Annotated in this window: 19 protein-coding genes; 18 read left to right on the plus strand and 1 reads right to left on the minus strand. The window is 64.5% G+C overall.

Going from position 1 to position 21,476, the window contains the following annotated elements:
• Positions 1-97 precede the first annotated feature (97 nt).
• A complete protein-coding gene (locus tag AB1805_11055; GenBank protein ID MEW5745959.1) occupies positions 98-844 on the minus strand; it encodes an endonuclease/exonuclease/phosphatase family protein in 747 nt (248 codons plus the stop codon).
• A 197-nt stretch (positions 845-1,041) separates the two neighbouring features.
• On the opposite strand from AB1805_11055, the gene AB1805_11060 reads away from it, so the two are divergent.
• The 18 genes from AB1805_11060 to AB1805_11145 all read left to right on the plus strand — a co-directional run bounded on the left by AB1805_11060 (position 1,042) and on the right by AB1805_11145 (position 21,447).
• Positions 1,042-1,764 (plus strand): VTT domain-containing protein, encoded by a 723-nt coding sequence (locus tag AB1805_11060; GenBank protein ID MEW5745960.1) that lies wholly within the window; start codon positions 1,042-1,044, stop codon positions 1,762-1,764.
• 52 nt (positions 1,765-1,816) lie between these two features.
• Positions 1,817-2,590 (plus strand): HAMP domain-containing sensor histidine kinase, encoded by a 774-nt coding sequence (locus tag AB1805_11065; protein MEW5745961.1) that lies wholly within the window; start codon positions 1,817-1,819, stop codon positions 2,588-2,590.
• 318 nt (positions 2,591-2,908) lie between these two features.
• Positions 2,909-4,027, plus strand: a complete 1,119-nt coding sequence (locus tag AB1805_11070; GenBank protein ID MEW5745962.1) for an SDR family NAD(P)-dependent oxidoreductase — start codon at positions 2,909-2,911, stop codon at positions 4,025-4,027.
• Positions 4,024-6,138, plus strand: coding sequence for an NAD-dependent epimerase/dehydratase family protein (locus AB1805_11075; protein ID MEW5745963.1), 2,115 nt, complete (start codon positions 4,024-4,026; stop codon positions 6,136-6,138). The genes AB1805_11070 and AB1805_11075 overlap by 4 nt, the downstream gene beginning before the upstream one ends.
• Positions 6,113-7,414, plus strand: coding sequence for a TIGR04295 family B12-binding domain-containing radical SAM protein (locus AB1805_11080; protein MEW5745964.1), 1,302 nt, complete (start codon positions 6,113-6,115; stop codon positions 7,412-7,414). Before AB1805_11075 ends, AB1805_11080 begins: the two co-directional genes overlap by 26 nt.
• Entirely contained in the window at positions 7,411-8,559 is a 1,149-nt protein-coding gene (locus AB1805_11085) for a glycosyltransferase family 4 protein (protein MEW5745965.1), read from the plus strand. Before AB1805_11080 ends, AB1805_11085 begins: the two co-directional genes overlap by 4 nt.
• Positions 8,547-9,659: a glycosyltransferase gene (locus AB1805_11090; GenBank protein MEW5745966.1), complete on the plus strand. Its 1,113-nt coding sequence runs from the start codon at positions 8,547-8,549 to the stop codon at positions 9,657-9,659. Before AB1805_11085 ends, AB1805_11090 begins: the two co-directional genes overlap by 13 nt.
• Entirely contained in the window at positions 9,656-10,759 is a 1,104-nt protein-coding gene (locus AB1805_11095) for a glycosyltransferase (protein ID MEW5745967.1), read from the plus strand. Before AB1805_11090 ends, AB1805_11095 begins: the two co-directional genes overlap by 4 nt.
• Positions 10,756-11,838: a glycosyltransferase gene (locus AB1805_11100; GenBank protein ID MEW5745968.1), complete on the plus strand. Its 1,083-nt coding sequence runs from the start codon at positions 10,756-10,758 to the stop codon at positions 11,836-11,838. Before AB1805_11095 ends, AB1805_11100 begins: the two co-directional genes overlap by 4 nt.
• Positions 11,839-11,886: 48 nt before the next feature.
• On the plus strand, positions 11,887-12,639 hold the full coding sequence (locus tag AB1805_11105; protein ID MEW5745969.1) for an SRPBCC family protein: 753 nt from the start codon (positions 11,887-11,889) through the stop codon (positions 12,637-12,639).
• A gap of 99 nt (positions 12,640-12,738) precedes the next feature.
• Positions 12,739-13,908 carry a zinc-dependent alcohol dehydrogenase gene (locus AB1805_11110; GenBank protein ID MEW5745970.1) on the plus strand — a complete coding sequence of 390 codons (1,170 nt, stop codon included), beginning with the start codon at positions 12,739-12,741 and terminating at the stop codon, positions 13,906-13,908.
• A gap of 80 nt (positions 13,909-13,988) precedes the next feature.
• Positions 13,989-15,107 carry a glycosyltransferase gene (locus AB1805_11115; GenBank protein MEW5745971.1) on the plus strand — a complete coding sequence of 373 codons (1,119 nt, stop codon included), beginning with the start codon at positions 13,989-13,991 and terminating at the stop codon, positions 15,105-15,107.
• 2 nt (positions 15,108-15,109) lie between these two features.
• On the plus strand, positions 15,110-15,835 hold the full coding sequence (locus AB1805_11120) for a sugar phosphate nucleotidyltransferase (protein MEW5745972.1): 726 nt from the start codon (positions 15,110-15,112) through the stop codon (positions 15,833-15,835).
• Positions 15,836-15,867: 32 nt separating this feature from the next.
• On the plus strand, positions 15,868-16,641 hold the full coding sequence (locus AB1805_11125; protein ID MEW5745973.1) for a TIGR04290 family methyltransferase: 774 nt from the start codon (positions 15,868-15,870) through the stop codon (positions 16,639-16,641).
• Positions 16,634-17,521, plus strand: a complete 888-nt coding sequence (locus AB1805_11130; GenBank protein MEW5745974.1) for a beta-xylosidase — start codon at positions 16,634-16,636, stop codon at positions 17,519-17,521. Before AB1805_11125 ends, AB1805_11130 begins: the two co-directional genes overlap by 8 nt.
• The gene (locus AB1805_11135; GenBank protein ID MEW5745975.1) at positions 17,511-18,602 is read left to right on the plus strand and encodes a glycosyltransferase; all 1,092 of its coding nucleotides are present in this window, start codon (positions 17,511-17,513) and stop codon (positions 18,600-18,602) included. Before AB1805_11130 ends, AB1805_11135 begins: the two co-directional genes overlap by 11 nt.
• Positions 18,599-19,714 (plus strand): GNAT family N-acetyltransferase, encoded by a 1,116-nt coding sequence (locus AB1805_11140; GenBank protein ID MEW5745976.1) that lies wholly within the window; start codon positions 18,599-18,601, stop codon positions 19,712-19,714. Before AB1805_11135 ends, AB1805_11140 begins: the two co-directional genes overlap by 4 nt.
• Positions 19,711-21,447 (plus strand): hypothetical protein, encoded by a 1,737-nt coding sequence (locus tag AB1805_11145; GenBank protein MEW5745977.1) that lies wholly within the window; start codon positions 19,711-19,713, stop codon positions 21,445-21,447. The genes AB1805_11140 and AB1805_11145 overlap by 4 nt, the downstream gene beginning before the upstream one ends.
• Positions 21,448-21,476: the final 29 nt, after the last annotated feature.

A 21,476-nucleotide genomic window follows, 5' to 3' on the forward strand; every position in this document is an offset into this window, starting at 1 on the left:
AATCAAGGAGAAGAAATGAACATCGAGGAGCTCCTCCTCTTGCAATGGCGCTCTTTGATGTGTACTCTTCCTTCTTCAGAAGAGCGCGAGACGGCTTCTAGGTGATACGTACGGTGGCGATCAGCGGCAGATGGTCCGAAGCGATCTGCGTTATGCGGGTACGGGGCACCTCGATGCGCTCCACCGTGAACTCGGGCCCGACGAAGACGTGATCGATACGGGCGAGAGGATAGACGCTCGGGTAAGTCCTGCGGGGACGGCTGCCGTTGAACGAGAGCTGGACGTCCCTCAGCATCCTTTTGAAGGTGCGATAGGTCGGCGACAGAGGCAGCGCATTGAAATCGCCGCAGAGAACGAGCGGCGCACAGCACTCGGGGCTCGCAAGCCACTCCTCGCTCAGCAGCGACCGGGTCTGCGCCATCCGCTCGCGGCGGTCGAGTCCGAGATGGGTATTGATGATATGGATCTCCTTCCCCTCGAGCTCGACACTCGCCCAGATCGCCCCCCGCTGCTCGAGCGTGCGGCGGCCGTTGAAGGTCGGGAGCGGGCCGGCCTTGATCAAGCTCAGGGGATAGCGGCTCAGGATCGCGTTGCCGTACTGCTCATCCTCGATCTCGAAGGAGGGATGAAAGTGGAAATCCATCTCGAGGTGCTCCGCGATGACTTTTGCCTGGTGTACCTGGCCGGTGCGGACCCTCCCGTTATCGAGCTCCTGGAGCGCAACGACATCGGGCTGATATTGAGCGATGACGTTGGCGATGCGGAAAGGGGAAACTCTGCCGTCCCTGCCGATACAGCTGTGGACATTATAGGTCATGATGCTAAAGGTATGTGACGACTTCATTACTGCACAAGAGGGCCTGAGGCCAAAGAACTAATTCTGCCCTTATTATACACGAAAAGCACCGTATCCCACAAGAAAACCGGAGCGCTTCGCAGGGCAGTCGCATCACTATGGACACCCTTTCAAAGCACGTGATTGCGGCAGCACGTGAAGCGGGTTAGACTTAAGTATACGTCACCGCAGGAGCAGAGGCGACTATGGGCAGAGGAAGAACGGGTGAGCGCAGCGGAGCGGTCGGGAGCAGACACGCGGCAAGGGATATCATCCTCCTCGCGGTGCTGGCAGCGGCGATAGTGTTTCTCCGCCGGTCGGGGCTCGGCGATCACCTGACGTTCGAGAACCTCAAGGAGAACAGCGCGCTCCTGCTCGCCTTCGTGGAGCGGCATTATCTCCTTGCCGTGGCGGTCTATATAGGACTGTTCATCTCGACTGCCTTTGTCGTTCCCGGAGCGCTCGTGCTCACGATCGCTGGCGGCTTCCTCTTCGGCGTCATGCCGGGGACGCTCTACACGACCCTCGGGGCGTCGGCAGGCGCGAGCCTCTCCTTTTTTGCCGCGCGCTATCTCGCGGGGAAGCGGATCCAGCGCCACTACCGCACGCAGCTCGAACGATTCAATGCCGAAATAGACAGAAACGGCTACATTTATCTCTTCATCATGCGGGTCGTGCCGGTGTTTCCTTTCTTCGTGGTCAATGTCCTCGCGGGCCTGACGAGGATTCCCTACCGGGTCTTCCTGGTGATGACGCTCCTCGGCATGATCCCCGGCGCAGCCGTCTACTCGTTTGTCGGCAGGCAGCTGAGTACGGTGCATACGGCGGACGACCTCCTCTCGCCCGGCATCATCGCCGCGCTGGTGCTGCTGGCCCTCTTCACCCTGGCGCCGATCCTCTACCGCCATCGGCGGAGAGCGCGCAGGTAAGGGCAGCGGGCCGTATGTTGCATTAACCGGGACAAAAGATGAACAATAGGGTATGCCCAAGGCAAATCACCATGGAACAGAGGAGCGCGCCGAGGCCCCGCCGGATATCCGCGGAGGAGAGCGGTGCGTCACCGAGGATTTCCTCGCGCATCTGCTCCACGACCTGAAGACGCCGGTGATCACCATCAAGGGCTATGCAAAACGCCTCCAGGAGGAGAAGCTCGGGACGCTTACCGCGGAGCAGGCCGAAGCGGTAGCGCTGATCACCGAGAGCTGCGACCGCCTCGAACATGACCTGAAGATGATCCTCGAGTACGCGCGGTCCGCATCGCGGACGGAGATCGAGATCCCGGCCGAACCGTTCGACCTCACGGAAACCATCACCGGCCTCGTCAAGAGCTTCAAGCCCCTTGCGCGGAGGAAGAAGATCGCCCTCACCGCGGATATGCCGCGTGCTCCCCTCGCCATTCACGCCGACAGGCGCATGCTCGACCGCGCTGTTGCGAATCTCGTCGACAACGCGATAAAGTTCACCGACCCCGGCGGATGGGTGAAAATATCCCTGTCTGAGAGAGAAGAGGTCGTCGAGGTGCGGGTCAGCGACAGCGGAAAGGGCATGGAAAAGAGCAAGGTCAACCTCATCTTCAAGCCGTTCGAACAGGTCATCGGCATCGACGACCGGGAGCTCCGCGGCGTGGGACTGGGGCTCGCCAACGTGAAGCGGTATGTCGAGCTCCATCGGGGTGTGGTAGCGGTGGAGAGCGAGGTCGGCAAGGGGAGTACCTTCATCATCCGGCTTCCGAAGCGGCAGTCCGGCGCTAAGTAACCGTGTCGGACGGGCTTACACTTTCTTGACAATCCCTCAAACCTCTGTTATATGTTTAAAAGAGACACAGCTCTCTCCGGGGTATCGCGCAGCACTACGGTCCGCCTTACCCGGTATATCCGCTATCTCTGCGCAGCGGTTCCAGGGAGATAGACACATCATCATTCTTATTAACCGTCGATAGCGAAATTTCTCGCACAGCGCTGCACCAGGCGACATTTCTTCGCACCCTCATTTCTGCCGCACCCGCCATCTCACGATTGTTTCTGCTGTGGGCAGCCGCAACGGGAAATGCAACTGTACGGTGAGGAGGATACCGTGAGCAAACACATCTTGATTACGGGAGGCGCAGGCTTTATCGGCTCCCATCTTGCCGATGAGCTGCTCAGGCAGGGCTATCGTGTTCGCGCGCTCGATAATCTCTCGGTTCAGGTCCACGGGCCCGACTGCACGAGGCCGGAGTATCTCAGTCCCGAGGTGGAGCTGATCGTCGGGGATGTGCGGGACCCGGAGGCGGTGGCGCGGGCCCTCGACGGCATCGATGCCGTGTACCACTTCGCAGCGGCAGTCGGCGTCGGGCAGAGCATGTACGAGATCGAGAAGTATATCGATACGAACAGCAGGGGCACTGCCGTTCTCCTCGAAGCGGCGATCAAGCGGCCCGTGGCGCGGCTGGTCGTCGCCTCGAGTATGAGCGTCTACGGCGAGGGGCTCTACTGCGCGCCGGACGGTACGGTCTGCAGCGATGCGGGGAGAAGCCTCGGGCAGCTGAAGGAGGGCAGATGGGAGCTGCAGAACCGGAACGGCGCTATCCTCGTGCCGGTGCCGACCCCCGAAGCCAAAAAACCCTGTCTCACCTCGGTCTACGCTCTTTCGAAATACGATCAGGAACGCCTCTGCATGATGGCGGGCCAGGCGTACGGGATCCCCGTGACGGCGCTCCGCTTCTTCAACGTCTTCGGAACACGCCAGGCCTTTTCGAATCCGTACACCGGGGTGCTCGCCATCTTCGCCTCACGGCTCCTCAACGGCAGACCGCCGCTCATCTTCGAGGATGGCTACCAGCAGCGCGATTTCGTGAGCGTCTACGATGTCGCGCGCGCCTGCCGGCAGGCACTGGAAGTCCCCGCCGCAGCGCATAACATCTTCAACATAGGAAGCGGTACTCCCTATACCATCCTCGAAGTCGCCGAGCGCATGGCGGAGGTCTTCGGGAAACGGCATATCAGGCCGCAGGTCGTCGGAAAATATCGAATGGGAGATATCCGCCACTGTTTTGCCGATATCTCCCGTGCCCGCGAAGTCCTGCATTACGAACCCTGCGTCACCTTCGACGAGGGTCTGCTCGAGCTGAGCGAGTGGATCGAGGGCAAGGTCGCCTTCGACCGGGTCGAAGAGGCGAGTGCGGAGCTGGCCGGGCGGGGGTTGACGGTATGAGCGAAGTGCGTTATCTCACGACCAGGATGCGGGACCGGCTCGCGAAGTCGGTGAGGGTGCAGAGCCCGCAGGCGACGCCGTCCCGGCGCGCGGGACCGGTCATCGGCATGAGCGAAACGTTCCGCACCGGCGCCTGCGACGAGGTCGAGCAGGTGTTGCATGATCTCAAAGCGCTCGGCGTCACCGAGCTCCGGGCGCCGGTCTCCTGGGCTCACTGGCAGACGCCCGCGGGAGAAGAGTGGTATAACTGGCTCATCCCCCGCCTGACTCAGGAAGTGCAAGTCCTTCCCTGTCTTGTCCAGACGCCCCCCTCCCTGGGGGTGCTTCCGAAAACATCCGCCCCTCCCCGTGACCCCAGGTCATTTGCCGACTTCGTCGAGGCGTTCCTTACCCGCTTCGATAAGTTCCTGGAGTATGTGGAGCTCTGGAACGAGCCGGATAAAGTATACAACTGGGACTGGCGGCTCGACCCCGAATGGCGCATCTTCTCCGAGATGATCGGCAGCGCCGCGTACCGGGCCCAGCAGTACGGGAAGAAGGCCGTCCTGGGGGCGACCTGTCCTACCGACCCGCACTGGCTCCGCCTGCTCTGCGAGCGCGGTATCCTTTCCTATATCGATGTCGTGGGATTTCACGGTTTTCCGGGCACGTGGGAGTTCGACTGGGACGAGTGGTCGTTCAAGGTGTCAGAGCTGCGCGATGTCCTGGACACCTACAGTCTCGACAAAGAGCTCTGGATTACCGAGACCGGCTTCTCCACCTGGAAGCATGACGAGCTCGGACAGCTGAGGGAGTTCATCAAGGCGGCCGAGGCACCGGCAGCGCGCGTCTACTGGGCGTCGGTCCGGGACCTCCCTCCCGACCTTCCCGGCCCCGAGGGCATGCATACCGATGAGCGGTGCTATCACCTCGGGCTGCGGCAGAGCGACGGGAGACCGAAGCTGCTCTTCCGGCTCTGGCAGAGCGGCGGGATCGATGCGGTGCGCGAGACGTTCCGGCTCACGCTCCCCCCCGTGCCTGCGCCTGAGCACCGGCTGCAGCCGGTGCTCATTATCGGCGGCGCAGGCTTCATCGGGACCAACCTCGCCCACCGCCTGCTCGCGACAGAGCAGCCGGTGCTCATCTACGATAACCTTTCCCGGCCGGGCGTCGAGCGGAACCTGCGCTGGCTGCGGGAGGCGCACGGCGACCTCGTCCGGGTCGAGATCGCGGACATCTGCAACCGCGCAGCCCTCCGGGAAGCGCTGCGCGGAGCCCGGCAGGTCTTTCACTTCGGCGCACAGGTAGCGGTGACGACGAGCCTCGTCAATCCCGATTATGACTTTACGGTCAATGTCTGCGGCACGATGAACCTCCTCGAAGAGCTCCGCAGACTCGAGAGCCCTCCTCCCCTGGTCTTCACCTCGACCAACAAAGTCTACGGGGGACTCGAAGATATCTATTTGCGGAAGTACGGCGCACGGTACGAGCCGATCGATTTCCTGACCAGGCTCTCCGGCATCAACGAGCGGTGCATGCTCGATTTCCAGAGCCCCTACGGCTGCTCCAAGGGCACGGCCGACCAATATATACTCGATTATGCCCGCACCTACGGGATCCCGGCGACGGTCTTCAGGATGAGCTGCATCTACGGCCCCCACCAACTCGGCACCGAGGACCAGGGGTGGGTGGCGCACTTCCTGATCAGCGCCATCAAGGGCAGGCCGATCACCATTTACGGTGACGGGATGCAGGTCCGGGATGTGCTGTATGTCGAGGACCTCGTCGACGCCCTGCTGATCGCCCAGGCGAATATCCGGCTCCTCTCCGGCCAGGCCTTCAACATCGGCGGCGGACCGGCGAACACGCTGAGCCTCCTCGAGCTGGTCGAGATGGTCGCCGGCCTGCACGGCGCGCGGCCGGAGGTGCACTTCGACGAGTGGCGCCACGGCGACCAGCGCTATTACGTCTCCGACGCGCGGAAGTTCAAGACCATGACCGGCTGGACCCCGCGGACGAGCGTACACCAGGGCGTCGCGAAGCTGTACGAGTGGCTGACGCTCTTGCGCGCCTCCTCCCCGATCCTCTTACAGGAGAAAGAGCCGCATGAAGTACTCATTGATCAATCCTGACTGGACCTTCGGCGGCAGCATCTACTTCGGATGCCGCGAGCCGCACCTCCCCCTCGAATACGGGTATGCGAAGGCGCTCCTGGAGCGCGTGGGACACGACGTGCTCCTTATCGACGGGCATAGGGATGGTCTCCCGGCGCAGGCGATTGCGCAGCAGACGCATGCCTTTGCCCCGGATATCATCGTCATTACCACGGCGCCGAGCTATCTCTTCTGGCGTTGCGCGCCCCCGGAGCTCCGTGCGCCCCTGGAGATCGTGCGGGCAGTGCGCGAGAGCGGGGCGCTTACCGTTGCCGTGGGGCCGCACGGCTCTACAACGCCCGAAGCGGTGATGAAAAAGCTGGGCGTCGACAGGGTGATACGGGGAGAGCCCGAAGAGGTGCTCCCTCTCCTGGCGCAGGACCCGGGAAGAGGGAAGACTATCCCCTCGGTCTTCTGGCGGGAGGAGGGGGGCGCAGGAAGAAGAGGAACGCCGCACGAAAGCGACATGGCTGCGCTGCCGGCGCTGCGGTGGCCCCGGGAGGTCCTCGCCCGGCGCCGGCACCACCACCACCGCTTCGACTGCGCGCCCGGGCAGACGGGTGCACCGGGCGCCGAGGTCGAGAGCTCGCGGGGATGCCCTTACAGCTGCTCCTTCTGCGCCCGGGAGACCTTCCGGGGCCGGTATCGCAGGCGTCCCGTGCCGGTCGTGCTCGAAGAGATCGACGACCTCGTGAGCAAGGGCGTGAGCTACCTCTACTTCATCGACGAGCTGTTCATGCCCGACAGCGCGCTGCTCGCTGCAGTGGGGGAACGGGATGTCGCCTTCGGCATCCAGACGAGGATCGACCTCTGGACCCCGGAGCTGCTGGAGCGGCTCGGCGCCGCGGGCTGCGTCTCGATAGAGGCCGGCATCGAGAGCGCGAGCGAGGCGGCGCGCCTCGCCCTCGGCAAGCGGTGTATGAAGACGAACAGCGAGCTGATCGATCTCCTGAAGTGCGCGCGCGACCATGTGCCGTTCGTTCAGGCGACCCTGCTCGCCTCGGATGCCGACGATCCGGCGCTGACTGCAGAATGGCGCGACCTCCTCCTCCGCTCCAACGTATGGACCAATGAGCCCGTGCCCCTCTTTCCCTATCCCGGGTCGCAGGAATATGCAAAGCGCTGGGGGCCTCCGGATGAGTATGCGTGGGAGCGGGCGCACGGCTGCTACCTGCAGCAGCACAGCGCCTTCAGCGATATCCAGGAAGAGCGGCCGCTTCCCCTCGCCCGGCTCGAAGCAGGCGGGGGGCGATGAGCAGGGCGATGAGGCGGCATCCCAAGCGTATTCTCATGACCGCCGATACCCTGGGCGGCGTATGGACCTACGCCGTCGAGCTCGCGCATGTCCTCTGGAAGCACGATATCGAGGTGGTCCTCGCAACCATGGGCGCCCCCCTGTCGGCGCAGCAGCGCGCCGACCTTCGCCAGATCCCCGGCGCCGAGCTTCATGAGAGCACGTTCAAGCTCGAGTGGATGGAGCACCCGTGGGACGATGTCGCCCGCGCCGGAGAGTGGCTGCTCAGGCTCGAAGAAGAGCTCGAGCCCGATATCGTCCATCTCAACGGGTATGCGCACGGGGCTCTCCCCTGGAAAGCGCCCCGGCTCGTCGTGGGGCACTCCTGCGTCCTTTCGTGGTGGGAGGCGGTCCTGAAAGAGCCGGCTCCCCCGGAGTGGAAGCGGTACCGTCATGAGGTCAAGCGCGGCATCGCTGCAGCCGACGCCGTCGTCGTCCCGACTGCGTCGATGCGCGATGCGCTCGCACGCCACTACCATAGCGACATCGCCTGCAGCATTATCCCGAACGGACGGAATACCGAACTGTTTGCGCCGGGGATCAAAGAGGCGCTCGTCCTTACGGCGGGAAGGCTCTGGGACAGGGCGAAGAACGTGGCAGCGCTCATGGAGAGCGCGCCGCTCCTCTCCTGGCCGCTCTATATCGCCGGCGAGGAGTGCCCCCCGTCCGGGGGCGGCGACACCGCGGCAGGGCGCCATAGCGCGGTCCGCCGCCTCGGCCGGCTCCCGGCAAGCGGGATCGCCTCGTGGATGTCGCGAGCTTCTCTCTATGCATTTCCTGCCTACTACGAACCCTTCGGACTTTCGGTGCTCGAGGCAGGGCTGTCCGGGTGCGCGCTGGTGCTCGGCGACATCCCGAGCCTCCGCGAGCTCTGGCACGATGCGGCGCTTTTCGTTTCACCCGACGACACCTCTATGATACGGGAGGCGATCGAGACACTCATCCGCAATGCGGCATACCGGCAGGAGATGGCGGAACGTGCACGGGTGAGGGCCCAGGAGTTCACGCCCCGGCGCATGGCAGCGGGCTATCTCGCGGTGTACGAACGTATGGTGCAGTCGGCTGCGGCGCCGGCCTCCGAGACGGAGGGGCAATGCGTATCGTGATGTTCTATCACTCGCTCCTCTCGGACTGGAACCACGGCAATGCGCATTTTCTGCGCGGCATCGCCTCGGAGCTCCTGTCGCGCGGGCATACGGTGGCGGTGTACGAGCCCCGGAACGGCTGGAGTCTCTCGAACCTCCTCGAAGAGCACGGCACCGCGCCGCTCCGTGAGTTCCGCGGGGCCTATCCCCATCTCACGAGCATACGCTACCGCCGCGAGACGCTCGATCTCGACCGTGCGCTCGACCGCGCCGACCTGGTCATCGTGCATGAATGGAACGATCACGACCTGGTGCGGCGCATCGGGGAGTACCGGAGCCGGGCAGGCGGCCTTACCCTCCTCTTTCATGATACCCACCACCGCTCGGTGACGGCGCCGGAGCTGATGGCGGCCTATGACCTGTCGCACTACGACGGCGTGCTCGCCTTCGGCGAGGTCGTCCGCACGATCTATCTCTCGCGCGGCTGGACGCAGCGGGCATGGGTCTGGCACGAGGCTGCGGATACCAGGATATTCTACCCCGACAGCGCTCGCGGAGAAGAAGGGTGCGAGGGCGACCTCGTCTGGATCGGGAACTGGGGCGATGAAGAGCGGACCGCGGAGCTGCAGGAGTTCCTGCTCGGGCCGGTGAAGCGACTCGGGCTGAAGACGCGCATGCACGGCGTGCGCTATCCCCGGCATGCGCGGGACATGATCGCCGGCGCAGGGATCGAATACCGCGGGTGGCTCCCGAATTACAGGGTACCGCGGGTCTTTGCGCGTTTCAGGCTCACGCTCCATGTGATCCGGCGTCCCTATGTGCAGGCGCTGCCCGGGATCCCGACGATCCGTCCCTTCGAGGCGCTCGCCTGCGGCATCCCCCTGATATGCGCGCCCTGGGAAGATGCGGAGGGCCTGTTTACTCCGGGCGAGGACTTTCTCGTTGCGCGCAACGGCAACGAGATGCTGCGCCATATGAAGACCCTGCTGCGGGACGCCGAGATGTCCCGCGCGCTTGCGGAGCACGGATACCGGACGGTCGTCAGCCGCCACACCTGCGCTCACCGCGTGGATGAGCTGCTCGCTGTTTGCCGGGAGCTCAGGGGAGTGAATCCGGAATGAAAGGACAGCACCGTATGCGCATCGCCTTTTTCGGTTCGAGTCTCGTCTCGGCCTACTGGAACGGGGCGGCGACCTATTACCGCGGCATTATCCGCGAGCTCCACCGGCTGGACTACCGGATCACCTTCTATGAGCCGGATGCTTACGGGCGGCAGCAGCACCGCGATATCGTCGATCCCCCCTGGGCCCGTGTCGTCGTCTACGCAGCCGACGACGAGGGCCTCGCCGCTGCCCTCGACGACGCGCGTCATGCCGACCTCATCGTCAAGGCGAGCGGCGTCGGCGTCTTCGATGAAGCGCTCGAAGCAGCGGTCCTCCAGATAAAGCGGCCCGGCGCAGCGGCTGCCTTCTGGGATGTGGACGCCCCCGCGACCCTCGACCGCGTTCAGCAGAGTCCGGACGATGCCTTCCGCGCGCTCGTCCCCCGCTACGACTTCATCTTTACCTATGGAGGCGGCGACCCGGTGGTGACGGCGTATACGTTGCTGGGGGCGCGGCATTGCATCCCTATCTATAATGCCCTCGACCCCGCGACCCACTACCCCGTCGCCCTCGATACGCGGTTCAGCGGCGACCTCGGCTTCATCGGCAACCGCCTCCCCGACCGGGAGGCGCGGGTGAAGGAGTTCTTCATCGATGTCGCGCGCCGGCTGCCCCGCTGCCGTTTTCTCCTGGGCGGCAACGGGTGGGAGCCACCGCTCCCCGGGAATATCACGTATCTCGGGCATGTCTATACGCATGAGCACAACGCATTCAACAGCACGCCGCGGGCGGTGCTCAACATCAACAGGGAGAGCATGGCCCGGTACGGATTCTCCCCGCCGACCCGCGTCTTCGAGGCTGCCGGCGCCGGCGCCTGCCTGATTACCGATGCCTGGGAGGGCATCGAGCTCTTCCTCGAGCCGGGGCGCGAGGTCCTCGTCGCCCGGAGCGGGGAGGAGGTCGCCGAGCAGCTCCTCTCGCTTACCGTCGACCGCGCCGCCGGGATCGGTGAGGCGGCGCTCAAGCGTATCACTGCAGAGCATACCTATGCCCACCGGGCGAGGCAGCTGCATGCCGTGCTCGATGCCCCTGCAGGTCGTGCAGGAGGGTGTGCATGAGCTCCCGGCAACTGACTATCGTCATGCTCGGGCTGTCGATCACCTCCTCCTGGGGCAACGGACATGCGACGACCTACCGGGGGCTCGTCCGGGGGCTGGTGGAGCGGGGGCATACGGTGCTGTTCCTCGAGCGCGAGGTGCCGTGGTATGCGGACAACCGCGACCTTCCCAAACCGCCCTATTGCCGCACGGAGATATATCTCAGCCTGACGGATCTGAAAAAGCGCTTTGCGGCCGAGGTGCGGGAGGCGGATGCGGTGATCGTCGGCTCGTACGTGCCCGAAGGCATAGCGGTCGGGGAATGGGTCACCGCAACCGCACGGGGCATTACCGCCTTCTATGACATCGATACCCCGGTGACCATGGCGAAGCTGGAGTACGGAGATGCCGCCTACCTTTCGGCATCCCTGATCCCGCGCTACCGCCTGTATCTCTCGTTTACCGGGGGGCCCCTGCTCGACGGCATCGAAAAGCGCTACGGCTCTCCCCTGGCCCGGCCGCTCTACTGCTCGGTCGACCCCGAGCTGTACTTCTTCCGGGAGGCCGGGAAGCGGTGGGATATCGGGTATCTCGGCACCTACAGCGACGACCGCCAGCCGCTCCTCGACCGGCTGCTGCTCGAGCCGGCGCGCCGGAGCGAGCGCTGCCGGTATGTCGTGGCCGGGCCGCAGTATCCCGAGAGCATCGTATGGCCGTACAACGTGGAGCGCATCGTGCACCTGAACCCCGCGGAGCACTGCGCGTTCTATAACGGCCAGCGCTTCACGCTGAATATCACCAGGGCCGATATGGTGCGCGCCGGCTACTCGCCCAGCGTGCGGCTCTTCGAGGCAGCGGCCTGCGCTACCCCCATTATCAGTGATTACTGGGAAGGACTGGAACAGTTCCTGGAGCCCGGGAAGGAGATCCTCGTCTCCCGTTCACCCGAGGACACGCTGCAGTACCTCCACGATATTGCCGAGCAGGACCGCCTCGCCCTCGGTGCGCGGGCCCGGGAGCGCGTCCTTTCCCAGCACACGGCGGCGCATCGCGCAGCCGAGCTGGAGGGCTATATAGCGGAAGTGATCTCCGGGAGCTGATCTCATGAAGGGATGTCGTATGCACGCAGCAGCACAAAGGGAGGGACTATGGCGACGGCAGAGACAGCGATCGAGCCTCGGGAGAGGCGGATGGTCATACGAAAAGAGCGCAAGGGAAAAGGAGTGAACGTCGGGCGGGCGGAGCGCTGGATCTCGATGATGGGCGGCAGCATTCTCGCACTCTACGGTCTCACCCGCCGCTCCCGCCGGGGCCGGGCGCTTTCCCTGCTCGGCAGCTACCTCCTCGTATCCCGCGGCAGGTCGGGACATTGCCCCCTGTACGGCGCCCTCGGCGTTTCGACTGCAGGAGCGGCGGCCGCCGAGGGGATAAGCATGGAGAAGAGCGTCATCATCAACCGTCCGCGCGAAGAGGTCTACCGGTTCTGGCGGAACTTCGAGAACCTCCCCCGCTTTATGCGCCACCTCGAGTCGGTGCGCAGCACCGACGGACGCTCCCACTGGGTAGTGCGCGAGCCGGGCGGCATCACGGTGGAGTGGGATGCGGAGATGACCGAAGACCGGGAAAACGAGTTCATCGCATGGCATACTCTCGAGAATGCCGATATCCGGCATAAAGGCAAGGTCATGTTCAGCGATGCGACCGGCGGCCGGGGCACCGAGGTGAGAGTGAAGATGAAGTACCGCCCTCCGTTGGGCGCGCTCGGAGCAGCGGCAGCGAAACTGCTCACTGCGATACCGAAGAACCAGCTCGAAGAGGACCTGCGGAACTTCAAGCAGGTCATGGAGGCGGGAGAGATCCCGACGACCGAGGGGCAGCCCTCGGGCAGGCAGCGGCGCTGAGCAGGAGGCCGGCGCGGCTGCCGCCGCCGGATGCGGATCGCGAACCCCTGATGAAAAGACTCTCGCAAACAGGCTCCGTTGCGAGAGGGGAGGACGAGTATGAAGGCATTATGCTGGTACGGGAAGAACGACGTGCGGGTAAAGGACGTGCCCGCACCCTCTGTCATAAATCCGCACGACGCGATCGTGCGCGTAACGCTCTCCGCGATATGCGGGTCCGATCTGCACCTCTACGACGGGTATGTCCCGACCCTGAGGGAGGGCGACATCCTCGGCCATGAGTTCATGGGGGTGGTGGTCGATGCCGGCAGCGCGGTCGAGACCGTGAGGCCCGGAGACCGGGTGGTCGCCTCGTTCACGATCTCCTGCGGCCACTGCTTCTTCTGCGCCAACGATATGTGGTCGCTCTGCGACAACTCCAACCCGAACGCCGCGATGATGGAGAAGGTGTACGGCTACGCGACCGCAGGGTTTTACGGATATGCGCATATGTTCGGCGGCTACGCGGGAGGCCAGGCGGAGTATGTGCGCGTGCCGTTTGCCGATACGGGGCTGCTGAAGCTCTCCGACGGCGTGCCGGACGAACAGGCCCTCTTCCTTTCGGATGTCTTTCCCACGGGCTATATGGCTGCGGAGAACTGCGGCATCAGGCCGGGAGACACGGTTGCGGTGTGGGGCTGCGGCCCGGTGGGCCAGTTCGCGATCAAGAGCGCCTACCTGCTCGGCGCCGAGCGGGTCATCGCCATCGACCGGTTTCCCGAGCGGCTCGGCATGGCGCATGAGGAGGGCAAGGCCGAGGTGATCGACTATACGCAGGTGGACCTCGACGAGACCCTTGCGGATATGACCGGCGGCCGGGGGCCCGACGCCTGCATCGACGCCGTGGGCATGGAAGCCCACGGGACCGGCATCGACGCATGGTACGACCGGGCGAAGCAGGCGGTGCGTCTCGAGAGCGACCGCCCCACGGCGCTCCGCCAGGCGATCAAAATCTGCAGAAAAGGGGGCACCGTCTCGGTCCCCGGGGTTTACGGCGGCTTCATCGATAAAATGCCGATGGGCGCCGTGTTCAACAAGGGACTGACCATCAAGACAGGGCAGACGCATGTCCAGAAGTACATGCGGCCGCTCCTCGAGCACATAGAGCAGGGGCGCATCGACCCCTCGTTCATTATCACGCATCGCCTGCGCCTCGAGGACGCGCCGCGCGGCTACGATATCTTCAAACATAAAGAGGAGAACTGCATCAAGGTCGTTCTCAAGCCGTAAGCCGGAGCTGCCCGCTCCGTCTGCCGCGGGAGGACGGTGCGGAACAGAGCAACCACCACGACGGATCTTCAGAGCTGGTTATGAAACTGGTCATCTTCGGACTCACGATAAGCTCTTCCTGGGGAAACGGGCATGCGACGCTCTGGCGCGGGCTCTGCCGCGCATTGGTGCGGCGGGGGCACCGGGTCGTCTTTTTCGAGCGGGACGTCCCCTACTATGCGCACCACCGCGACCTCATCGAGCTCTCCGGCGTGACGCTCTGCTTCTACCAGAGCTGGTCCGCGGTGCTGCCTGTTGCCCGGGAGCAGCTTGCCGATGCCGATGCCGGCATGGTGACCTCCTACTGTCCCGACGGGGTCGCCGCGTCGGAACTGGTAGGATGCTCGCCGGTGAGACTGCGTACGTTCTACGACATGGATACCCCGGTGACTCTGGAGCGCGTACGCGGGGGCCAGCCGGTCTCCTATATCGGCCCCCGCGGCCTCCGGGACTTCGACCTGGTGCTGAGCTACACCGGAGGGAAGGCGCTGGAGGAGCTCCGGACGCTCCTGGGCGCACCCCGTGTCGCGCCGCTTTACGGGAGCGTCGATCCCTCGACGCACTACCCCGTGCCGTCCGTCGACGCCTACCGGGCCGACCTCTCCTATCTGGGGACGTACGCCGACGACCGCCAGCGGATGCTCCAGGCGCTGCTGGTCGAGACCTCCCGGAGGCTCCCCCGGCGGCGCTTTCTCATCGGCGGCTCCCTCTACCCGGAATCGTTTCCGTGGGGGGAGAATATCTGCTACATCCCTCACGTGCCGCCGCCGGAGCATCCCTCCTTCTTCTGCTCCTCGACCTTTACGCTGAATGTCACCCGCGGGGCGATGGCGGAGATGGGGTACTGTCCGTCGGGCCGTCTCTTCGAGGCAGCGGCCTGCGCAGCGCCGCTGATCAGCGACTGCTGGGAGGGCCTCGAGCAGTTCTTCTCGATCGGCGCCGAGATCGCCATTGCACGGACGACGGAGGAGGTGATGGCTGCGCTCGAGATGTCTCCTGACCGGATCGCCCGGATCGGCCGGGCTGCGCAGGAGCGCGTGCTGGCCGAGCACACGGCCGACCAGCGCGTCCGCGACCTCGAGCGGGCGCTGGACGCCGCAGGACATGCGCTTGCGGAGTTCGGCGCATACCGGTACTACCCTTCAACCGCGGAGGATTAGGTATGTGGGGAATCATTCCCGCCGCAGGCGTCGGCAGCAGGATACAGCCGCTCGCCTTCTCGAAGGAGCTGCTCCCGGTGGGCAGCCGGCTCGACCAGGGAGTCGAACGGCCCCGCGCGGTCAGCGAGTATCTCGTCGACCGGATGATCGCGGGCGGTGCGACAAAGATATGCTTCATTATCGCTCCGGGCAAATCGGATATCCTGGAATACTACGAGGGCAATGTGAGCTCAGCACACGTCTGCTATACCGTACAGCCCCGTCCCGCCGGACTCTGCGACGCCATCTTCCGCGTTCTTCCGCTGATCCATCCCGACGAACAGGTGATCGTGGGACTGCCGGACACCATCTGGTTTCCCGAAGAGGGGTTCCGCCTTCTCGATGACGCGGCCCTCTCGTTCCTCCTGTTTCCGGTCGAGCACCCCGAGCTCTTCGATGCGGTCGTCACCGATGACAGGGGCGCCGTCCGCGAGATACAGGTGAAGCAGCCCCGGCCCGCCACCTCATGGATATGGGGAGGGTTCAAGCTCTCCGGGGCGGTCTTGCGCGGCCTCTTTGCGCTCTGGTCCGAGCGGGACCGCAGTGACGAGTATATCGGCACGCTCGTCAACGCCTACCTGGCGCGCGGCGGTGAGGCCCGGGGCGTGAAGGGCGGGCAGTCCTATGTGGACGTGGGGACCCTCAACGGCTACCGTGAAGCGATCAAACTGCTCAGTGCGCGAACATGAACCTTTCTCAGGAGCAAAAGGAGATGCTCTCTATGACGTATCATTCCTCAGTTCCGTCTTCAGTCCCGCCGGACCGGCTCACCCCTGACGAGATCAGGAGGAGAGTGGCCGAGCTCGGTCCGTGGTTCCATAACCTCAAGCTGCGCGGCATCGAGACCGCTCCCGATCACTTCCTCGGCGACTACCCTGAAGTCAAATGGCGCCACTTCGCCCATGCCGTCCCTGCCGACCTGCAGGGGAAGTCGGTGCTCGACATCGGCTGCAACGCCGGGTTCTACGCCATCGAGATGAAGCGGCGCGGCGCCGGACAGGTGGTGGGCATCGATTCGGATGCGGATTATCTTGCACAGGCGCGCTTCGCCGCCGCTGTCCACGGGATGGAGATCGAGTTTCAACAGCTCTCGGTATACGAAGTGGCGCGGCTGGGCAGGAGCTTCGATATCGTCCTCTTCATGGGGGTGCTCTATCACCTCCGCCACCCGCTCTTCGCCCTCGACCTCCTCCACCGCCATGTGGTCAGGGACCTGCTCATCTTTCAATCCATGCTGCGGGGCAGCGACGAGGTCGCTGCCATCGAAGACGACTACTCCTTCAGCGAGCGCTGCATATTCGAAGACCCTTCGTTTCCCCGGATGCATTTCATAGAGCGCAAGTACTCGGGGGATCCCACGAACTGGTGGCTCCCGAACCGCGCCTGCGTCGAGGCGATGCTCCGCAGCGCCTCGTTCGAGATCATCGACCACCCCGAAGAGGAGGTCTACATCTGCCGGTCCTTGGAAAGAAAGGAGGGGGGCATCGATGATTGAGGCCGTCATGCTCTGGAACGAGCCGAACAACCTGTCCCATTGGGACTTTCATATCGACGCCGAGTGGAACCTGTATGCCGGGATGGTGAAGAGCGCCGCCGCCGCCGTCGCAGCCGAGAACCCGCGCCTCCTGCGCGTGCTGGGCGGCATCTCCCCCATCGATCCCAATTTCGTCGCCAACATGAAGAGCAAGGGCGTGCTCGACCACGTCGAGGTGGTCGCTGTCCACGGGTTCCCTCTCGACTGGAACCACTGGACCATCCATGAATGGCCGGACAAGCTCGGAGAGATACAGGCGGTCACCGACCTGCCGGTCTGGGTGTCGGAGGCGGGGGTCTCGACCTTCGGCGCCGAGGAGGTGCAGGAGTTCGGGCTGAGGCGCACTGCCGAGCTGCTCCGGGGGCGGGCCGGGCGCATCCACTGGTACAGCCTGTACGACCTGCCGAGGGCGTGGCCCGCCACGACACGCCACCGCGAGGCCGAAGGGTCGTCGTACTACCGCCATTTTTACATGGGGCTGCTCCGTGAGGACGGCTCTCCCAAGCTCGCACTTCCCTCTTTTCCCGCGTACACGCCGGAGCTCGGCATCTGCCAGTGGTTTCATTTCGAGGACCACCGCCTCGACGACGCCGTGCGATGGCTCAAGAGACTGGGAGTGAGCTACCTGCGGACCGGCCTCAGCTGGGCGGACAGCCTCCGCCCGGATGCCGATGCATGGTTCGACCGGCAGATGAAGGCGCTCGAGGGATTCAGCGTGACGCTCACCTTCTGCTTTACGCCCGAGTCCCGCGGCATTACTCCCCACCACACCAGCCCGCCCCGCCGGCCCGAGGAGTTTGCGGAGTTCTGCGCGCGGATGGTGCGCCGCTATGCAGCATAGGGCCGTCCATGCGCCGCTGACCGTGCTCAATGTCGCCTATCCGCTGGCGCCGGTCGGTCCCGATGCCGTGGGCGGCGCAGAGCAGGTGCTCGGCATGATCGATGACTTCCTCGTGCGTTCGGGCCACCGGTCGGTCGTCATCGCCTGCGAGGGCTCGGCGGTGAGGGGCGCTCTTATCAGTACTCCCCGGGTCGAAGGACGCATCGACGAAGCGGCGCGCGCCTTTGTGAGGGAGCAGCATCGAAGGGCTATAAAGAAGGCGCTCTCCGCCGGGCACATCGATGTCGTGCATATGCACGGCATCGATTTCGAGCACTACCTCCCCCCCGAGGGAGCGCCGGCGCTGGTGACGCTCCACCTGCCGCTCGCCTGGTATCCGCCGAGCTCCCTGCGGCCCGCGCGGCCGCTGACGTATCTCCATACCGTCTCTGCGGCGCAGCATGCGACCCGCCCGCGCAGTCTGGACCTGCTGCCGCCGATCGACAACGGCGTGCCGGTCGAAGAGCTCTCTCTCACCGTGAGCAAGCGGAACTTCGTCCTTTCCCTGGGCAGGATCTGCCCCGAGAAAGGATTCCATCTCGCCCTCGATGCCGCGGGCCGGGCCGGTATCCCGCTGATCCTCGCCGGCGCGCTGTATCCGTATGAGGTGCATATGCGTTATTTCACCGAAGAGATCCGGCCCCGCCTCGAGGGCCGGCAGCACCGCTTTCTCGGCCCCGTGGGATTCTTTCGCAAACGCCGCCTCCTCACTGCAGCGCGGTGCCTGCTCATACCGAGCCTCGTGGCAGAGACGAGCTCGCTGGCAGCCATGGAGGCCCTCGCCTGCGGAACGCCGGTCATCGCCTTCCCTTCGGGAGCGCTCGCGGATATCGTCGAACAGGGCAAGACCGGCTTTATCGTGCGCGACGTGCGGGAGATGGCCGAGGCCATTGCAGCGGCGCCGGAAATAGACCCCGGGCTCTGCAGGAGCGAGGCGAGGAGGCGCTTTTCCCATACCGCCATGGTGCAGCGCTACCTGGAGCGGTATTGTGCCCTTGCTGCGAACAGGAAGCTCTCTTCAAAAGAATGTGAGGTATCATGAATAGGGAATCATTGTCGCTGCATATCGAGGAAGTAACCACCGGGCGCGGGCTGGAGGCCCTCGTCCCCGAGTGGTCAGCGCTCTGGGCGCGCTCTCCTTCAGCAACTCCCTTCCAGACCCCTGAATGGCTCCTGCCCTGGTGGCGGCATATCGGCCGCGGTGAGCTCCTGGTCATAACGGTACGTTGCGAGGGGAGACTGGTCGGGCTGGCGCCCTTGTTCATCGATGACGGTCCGGGCTATGACGGTCCCGCGTGCTGCAACCGGCGGATAGCCCTTCTGGGGAGCGGCATTACCGACTACCTCGACGTCCTCTTCGAGCCTGACGCAGCCCCTGCCGGGACCGCTGCGGTCTTTCGCTATCTGCTCCGCGAGCGTGCCCGGTGGGAGCTCTGCGATCTCCGGGAGATCCGGACGACCTCTCCGCTGCTCGGGTGCACGCTGTCTCATGGACTCTCTGCGAGGATACGCCCTCTCGAAGCCTGTCCGGTGCTGGAATTGCCCGAGAGTATCGAGGCCCTCAGGAGCGGGATTTCCGCTGCACAGAGGGTGCGGGTGGACCGCGCCCGGCGGGCGGTGGATTCTGCCGGAAGCGTGCTCATCGAATCCGCCCGCGAGGAGACGACCGATGAGTTTCTCGACGACTTCTTCGGGCTCTCATACAGCCGCCGGACCGGCGAGGGGGAGAGCGCTCCGGGAGAAGACGGAGCAACCGAGCTGTTCCACCGCGTCGCCGCATACCCCCTGCAGCGTCGTGCGTATCTGCGTCTCTACCGGCTCCGGGTTAACGGCAGCACCGCTGCGGTGGTCTACGGACTCCGGGGCAGGGACGCATTCTACTGCTACCGCGTGCGTACGAATCCTGTCTTTTCCCGGCTGAGCCCCGGCATCGTCCTCATCGACCATGCCATCGAGGAGGCGATCGCCGAAGGGATGAGAGAGTTCGACTTCCTCCGCGGGAGAGAGAAGCTCAAGTATCTCTGGGGAGCGTGCGACCGGATGAACTACCGGATCACGATCGATCACCTGCCGCTCGCCGCTCCCCGGTCTGCGGAGGGCGCGCTCTCCGCTGCCGCGGTCCTCAGCGGGCGCCTTCAGGAGAACGGGCTATGATTGTCTATAGAAAGCAGGAGCAGGAGGTCCCGTCCGCCCGGTGCCTGGCAGAGATACAGGGGATGGTGGAGCGGCTTTGCCGCATGCCGCGCATACGTCACGAAGAGGCGGTCGAGCTGCTCATCGAGTGGGGCGTCTTCGAATCGGCAGTCGCCGACGCGCGCTGTCCCGAGCGGGATGACCACGACAGGTCCGCCGCAACGCTCAGGAGCATCGGCGTCGTGACAGGGCATATCGTGCTCGCCTCCTGGGAGGGAAGAGATGCCGAAGCGCTCCGGCGGCTCGCCCTGCTGCAGAGGGCGCTCGCGGAGCTGCCGCCCCATGACCTGCCCGAACGCGTCTGTCTTCGCGAGCCCGAGGGCTACGCCCACTACGGCCTCTACCCCGAGACCTATCTCGAGGCGGCGAAGCGCTTCGCTGCCGAGGCCCGTCCCGACCGCGTCGTCTGCATAGGGCTTCGCAGCATAGGGACGAGCCTTTCGGCGGTGGTCGCGGCAGCGCTCGAGGCCGCAGGGTGTGCGGTCCTCCCTTGTACGATGAGGCCCCGCGGCGATCCCTTTTACCGGAGCGTGCTCCTTACCCCTTCATTCGAGGCGGTGCTCCGCGACCTGAACGGCCATTATTTCCTCATCATGGACGAAGGGCCCGGCATGAGCGGCTCGTCCATCTGCGCTCCTGCGGAAAAGCTCTCCGCGCTCGGCATCGCCGACAGCAGGATCGTTTTTTTCCCGAGCTGGGATACGGACGGCCGGCACTTCATATCCCGGCCGGCCCGGGAGCGGTGGGCGAAGCACCGGAGGATAACGGCATGGTTCGACGATGTCCTGCTCAGGAGCGGCCGTCTGAACGGGATAGTTCACGGCGACTTCATCAGGGACATCTCGGCAGGAATGTGGCGCGACCTCTTCTACCGCGAAGAGGACGACGCGCCCGCCGTGCAGCCGCAGCACGAGAAGCGCAAGTTCCTCTATCGGAACTCGGCTATGCTCCTCTTCAAGTTCGCGGGCCTCGGACGGTACGGAAGAGCGAAGCTGCAGCGCGCCCTCGCCCTCGCGGATGCCGGGCTTACTCCTCCTGTCCAGGGATTGTCGAACGGCTTCATGACGACGGCGTTCATCGACGGCGTGCCGCTTTCGCCTGGCGCTGTCGACCGGGAGGCGCTCGACAGCATCGTGCGGTATCTCCGCTTTCTCGGCCGGTCGTTCCCTGTCGAGCGGGGCATGCGGTTCGAGGAGCTCACCGGGATGATCAGGCGGAATACCCTCCTCGGCCTCGGCAGACCGTGGGCAGACCGTCTCGATCGGATCGAGGTGTTCCGCTCTCTCTTCGACGAAGCCGGGCCGGTCGCTGTCGACGGCCGCATGCTTCCCCACGAGTGGATCAGAACCGACAGGGGATATCTCAAAACCGATGCTATCGACCACCACGCCGACCAGTTCTTCCCCTGCTCCCAGGACATCGCCTGGGACATCGCCGGCTGCATGATCGAGTTCGGGCTCGAACAGAAGGCGGCAGAGTATCTCCTCGCCTCCTACGAGGCACAGGCGCGCGATACGACCGTGCGCCGGCGTCTTCCGCTCTACCGCATCGCCTATCTTGCCTACCGGATCGGGTATACTACCTTCGCCCTCAATGGACTGGGGGCCTCGGAGGATGCGCAGAAGTTCAGAAGACTGATCACCAGGTATGCAGCCCTGCTGAAAGAGGATATCGGCAGGATTGCGCGGCGCTGAGGCAGTGTCATACCGTCATTACAGGGATA

It is taken from the genome of Nitrospirota bacterium (genome assembly GCA_040752355.1).
Lineage (GTDB): Bacteria > Nitrospirota > Thermodesulfovibrionia > Thermodesulfovibrionales > Dissulfurispiraceae > JBFMCP01.

Coding starts and splice junctions, on each gene's coding strand:
- AB1805_11055 (MEW5745959.1), bottom strand. CDS start 844: ATGAAGTCGTCACATACCTTTAGCATCATGACCTATAATGTCCACAGC.
- AB1805_11060 (MEW5745960.1), top strand. CDS start 1,042: ATGGGCAGAGGAAGAACGGGTGAGCGCAGCGGAGCGGTCGGGAGCAGA.
- AB1805_11065 (MEW5745961.1), top strand. CDS start 1,817: ATGCCCAAGGCAAATCACCATGGAACAGAGGAGCGCGCCGAGGCCCCG.
- AB1805_11075 (MEW5745963.1), top strand. CDS start 4,024: ATGAGCGAAGTGCGTTATCTCACGACCAGGATGCGGGACCGGCTCGCG.
- AB1805_11080 (MEW5745964.1), top strand. CDS start 6,113: ATGAAGTACTCATTGATCAATCCTGACTGGACCTTCGGCGGCAGCATC.
- AB1805_11085 (MEW5745965.1), top strand. CDS start 7,411: ATGAGCAGGGCGATGAGGCGGCATCCCAAGCGTATTCTCATGACCGCC.
- AB1805_11090 (MEW5745966.1), top strand. CDS start 8,547: ATGCGTATCGTGATGTTCTATCACTCGCTCCTCTCGGACTGGAACCAC.
- AB1805_11095 (MEW5745967.1), top strand. CDS start 9,656: ATGAAAGGACAGCACCGTATGCGCATCGCCTTTTTCGGTTCGAGTCTC.
- AB1805_11100 (MEW5745968.1), top strand. CDS start 10,756: ATGAGCTCCCGGCAACTGACTATCGTCATGCTCGGGCTGTCGATCACC.
- AB1805_11105 (MEW5745969.1), top strand. CDS start 11,887: ATGGCGACGGCAGAGACAGCGATCGAGCCTCGGGAGAGGCGGATGGTC.
- AB1805_11110 (MEW5745970.1), top strand. CDS start 12,739: ATGAAGGCATTATGCTGGTACGGGAAGAACGACGTGCGGGTAAAGGAC.
- AB1805_11115 (MEW5745971.1), top strand. CDS start 13,989: ATGAAACTGGTCATCTTCGGACTCACGATAAGCTCTTCCTGGGGAAAC.
- AB1805_11120 (MEW5745972.1), top strand. CDS start 15,110: ATGTGGGGAATCATTCCCGCCGCAGGCGTCGGCAGCAGGATACAGCCG.
- AB1805_11125 (MEW5745973.1), top strand. CDS start 15,868: ATGACGTATCATTCCTCAGTTCCGTCTTCAGTCCCGCCGGACCGGCTC.
- AB1805_11130 (MEW5745974.1), top strand. CDS start 16,634: ATGATTGAGGCCGTCATGCTCTGGAACGAGCCGAACAACCTGTCCCAT.
- AB1805_11135 (MEW5745975.1), top strand. CDS start 17,511: ATGCAGCATAGGGCCGTCCATGCGCCGCTGACCGTGCTCAATGTCGCC.
- AB1805_11140 (MEW5745976.1), top strand. CDS start 18,599: ATGAATAGGGAATCATTGTCGCTGCATATCGAGGAAGTAACCACCGGG.
- AB1805_11145 (MEW5745977.1), top strand. CDS start 19,711: ATGATTGTCTATAGAAAGCAGGAGCAGGAGGTCCCGTCCGCCCGGTGC.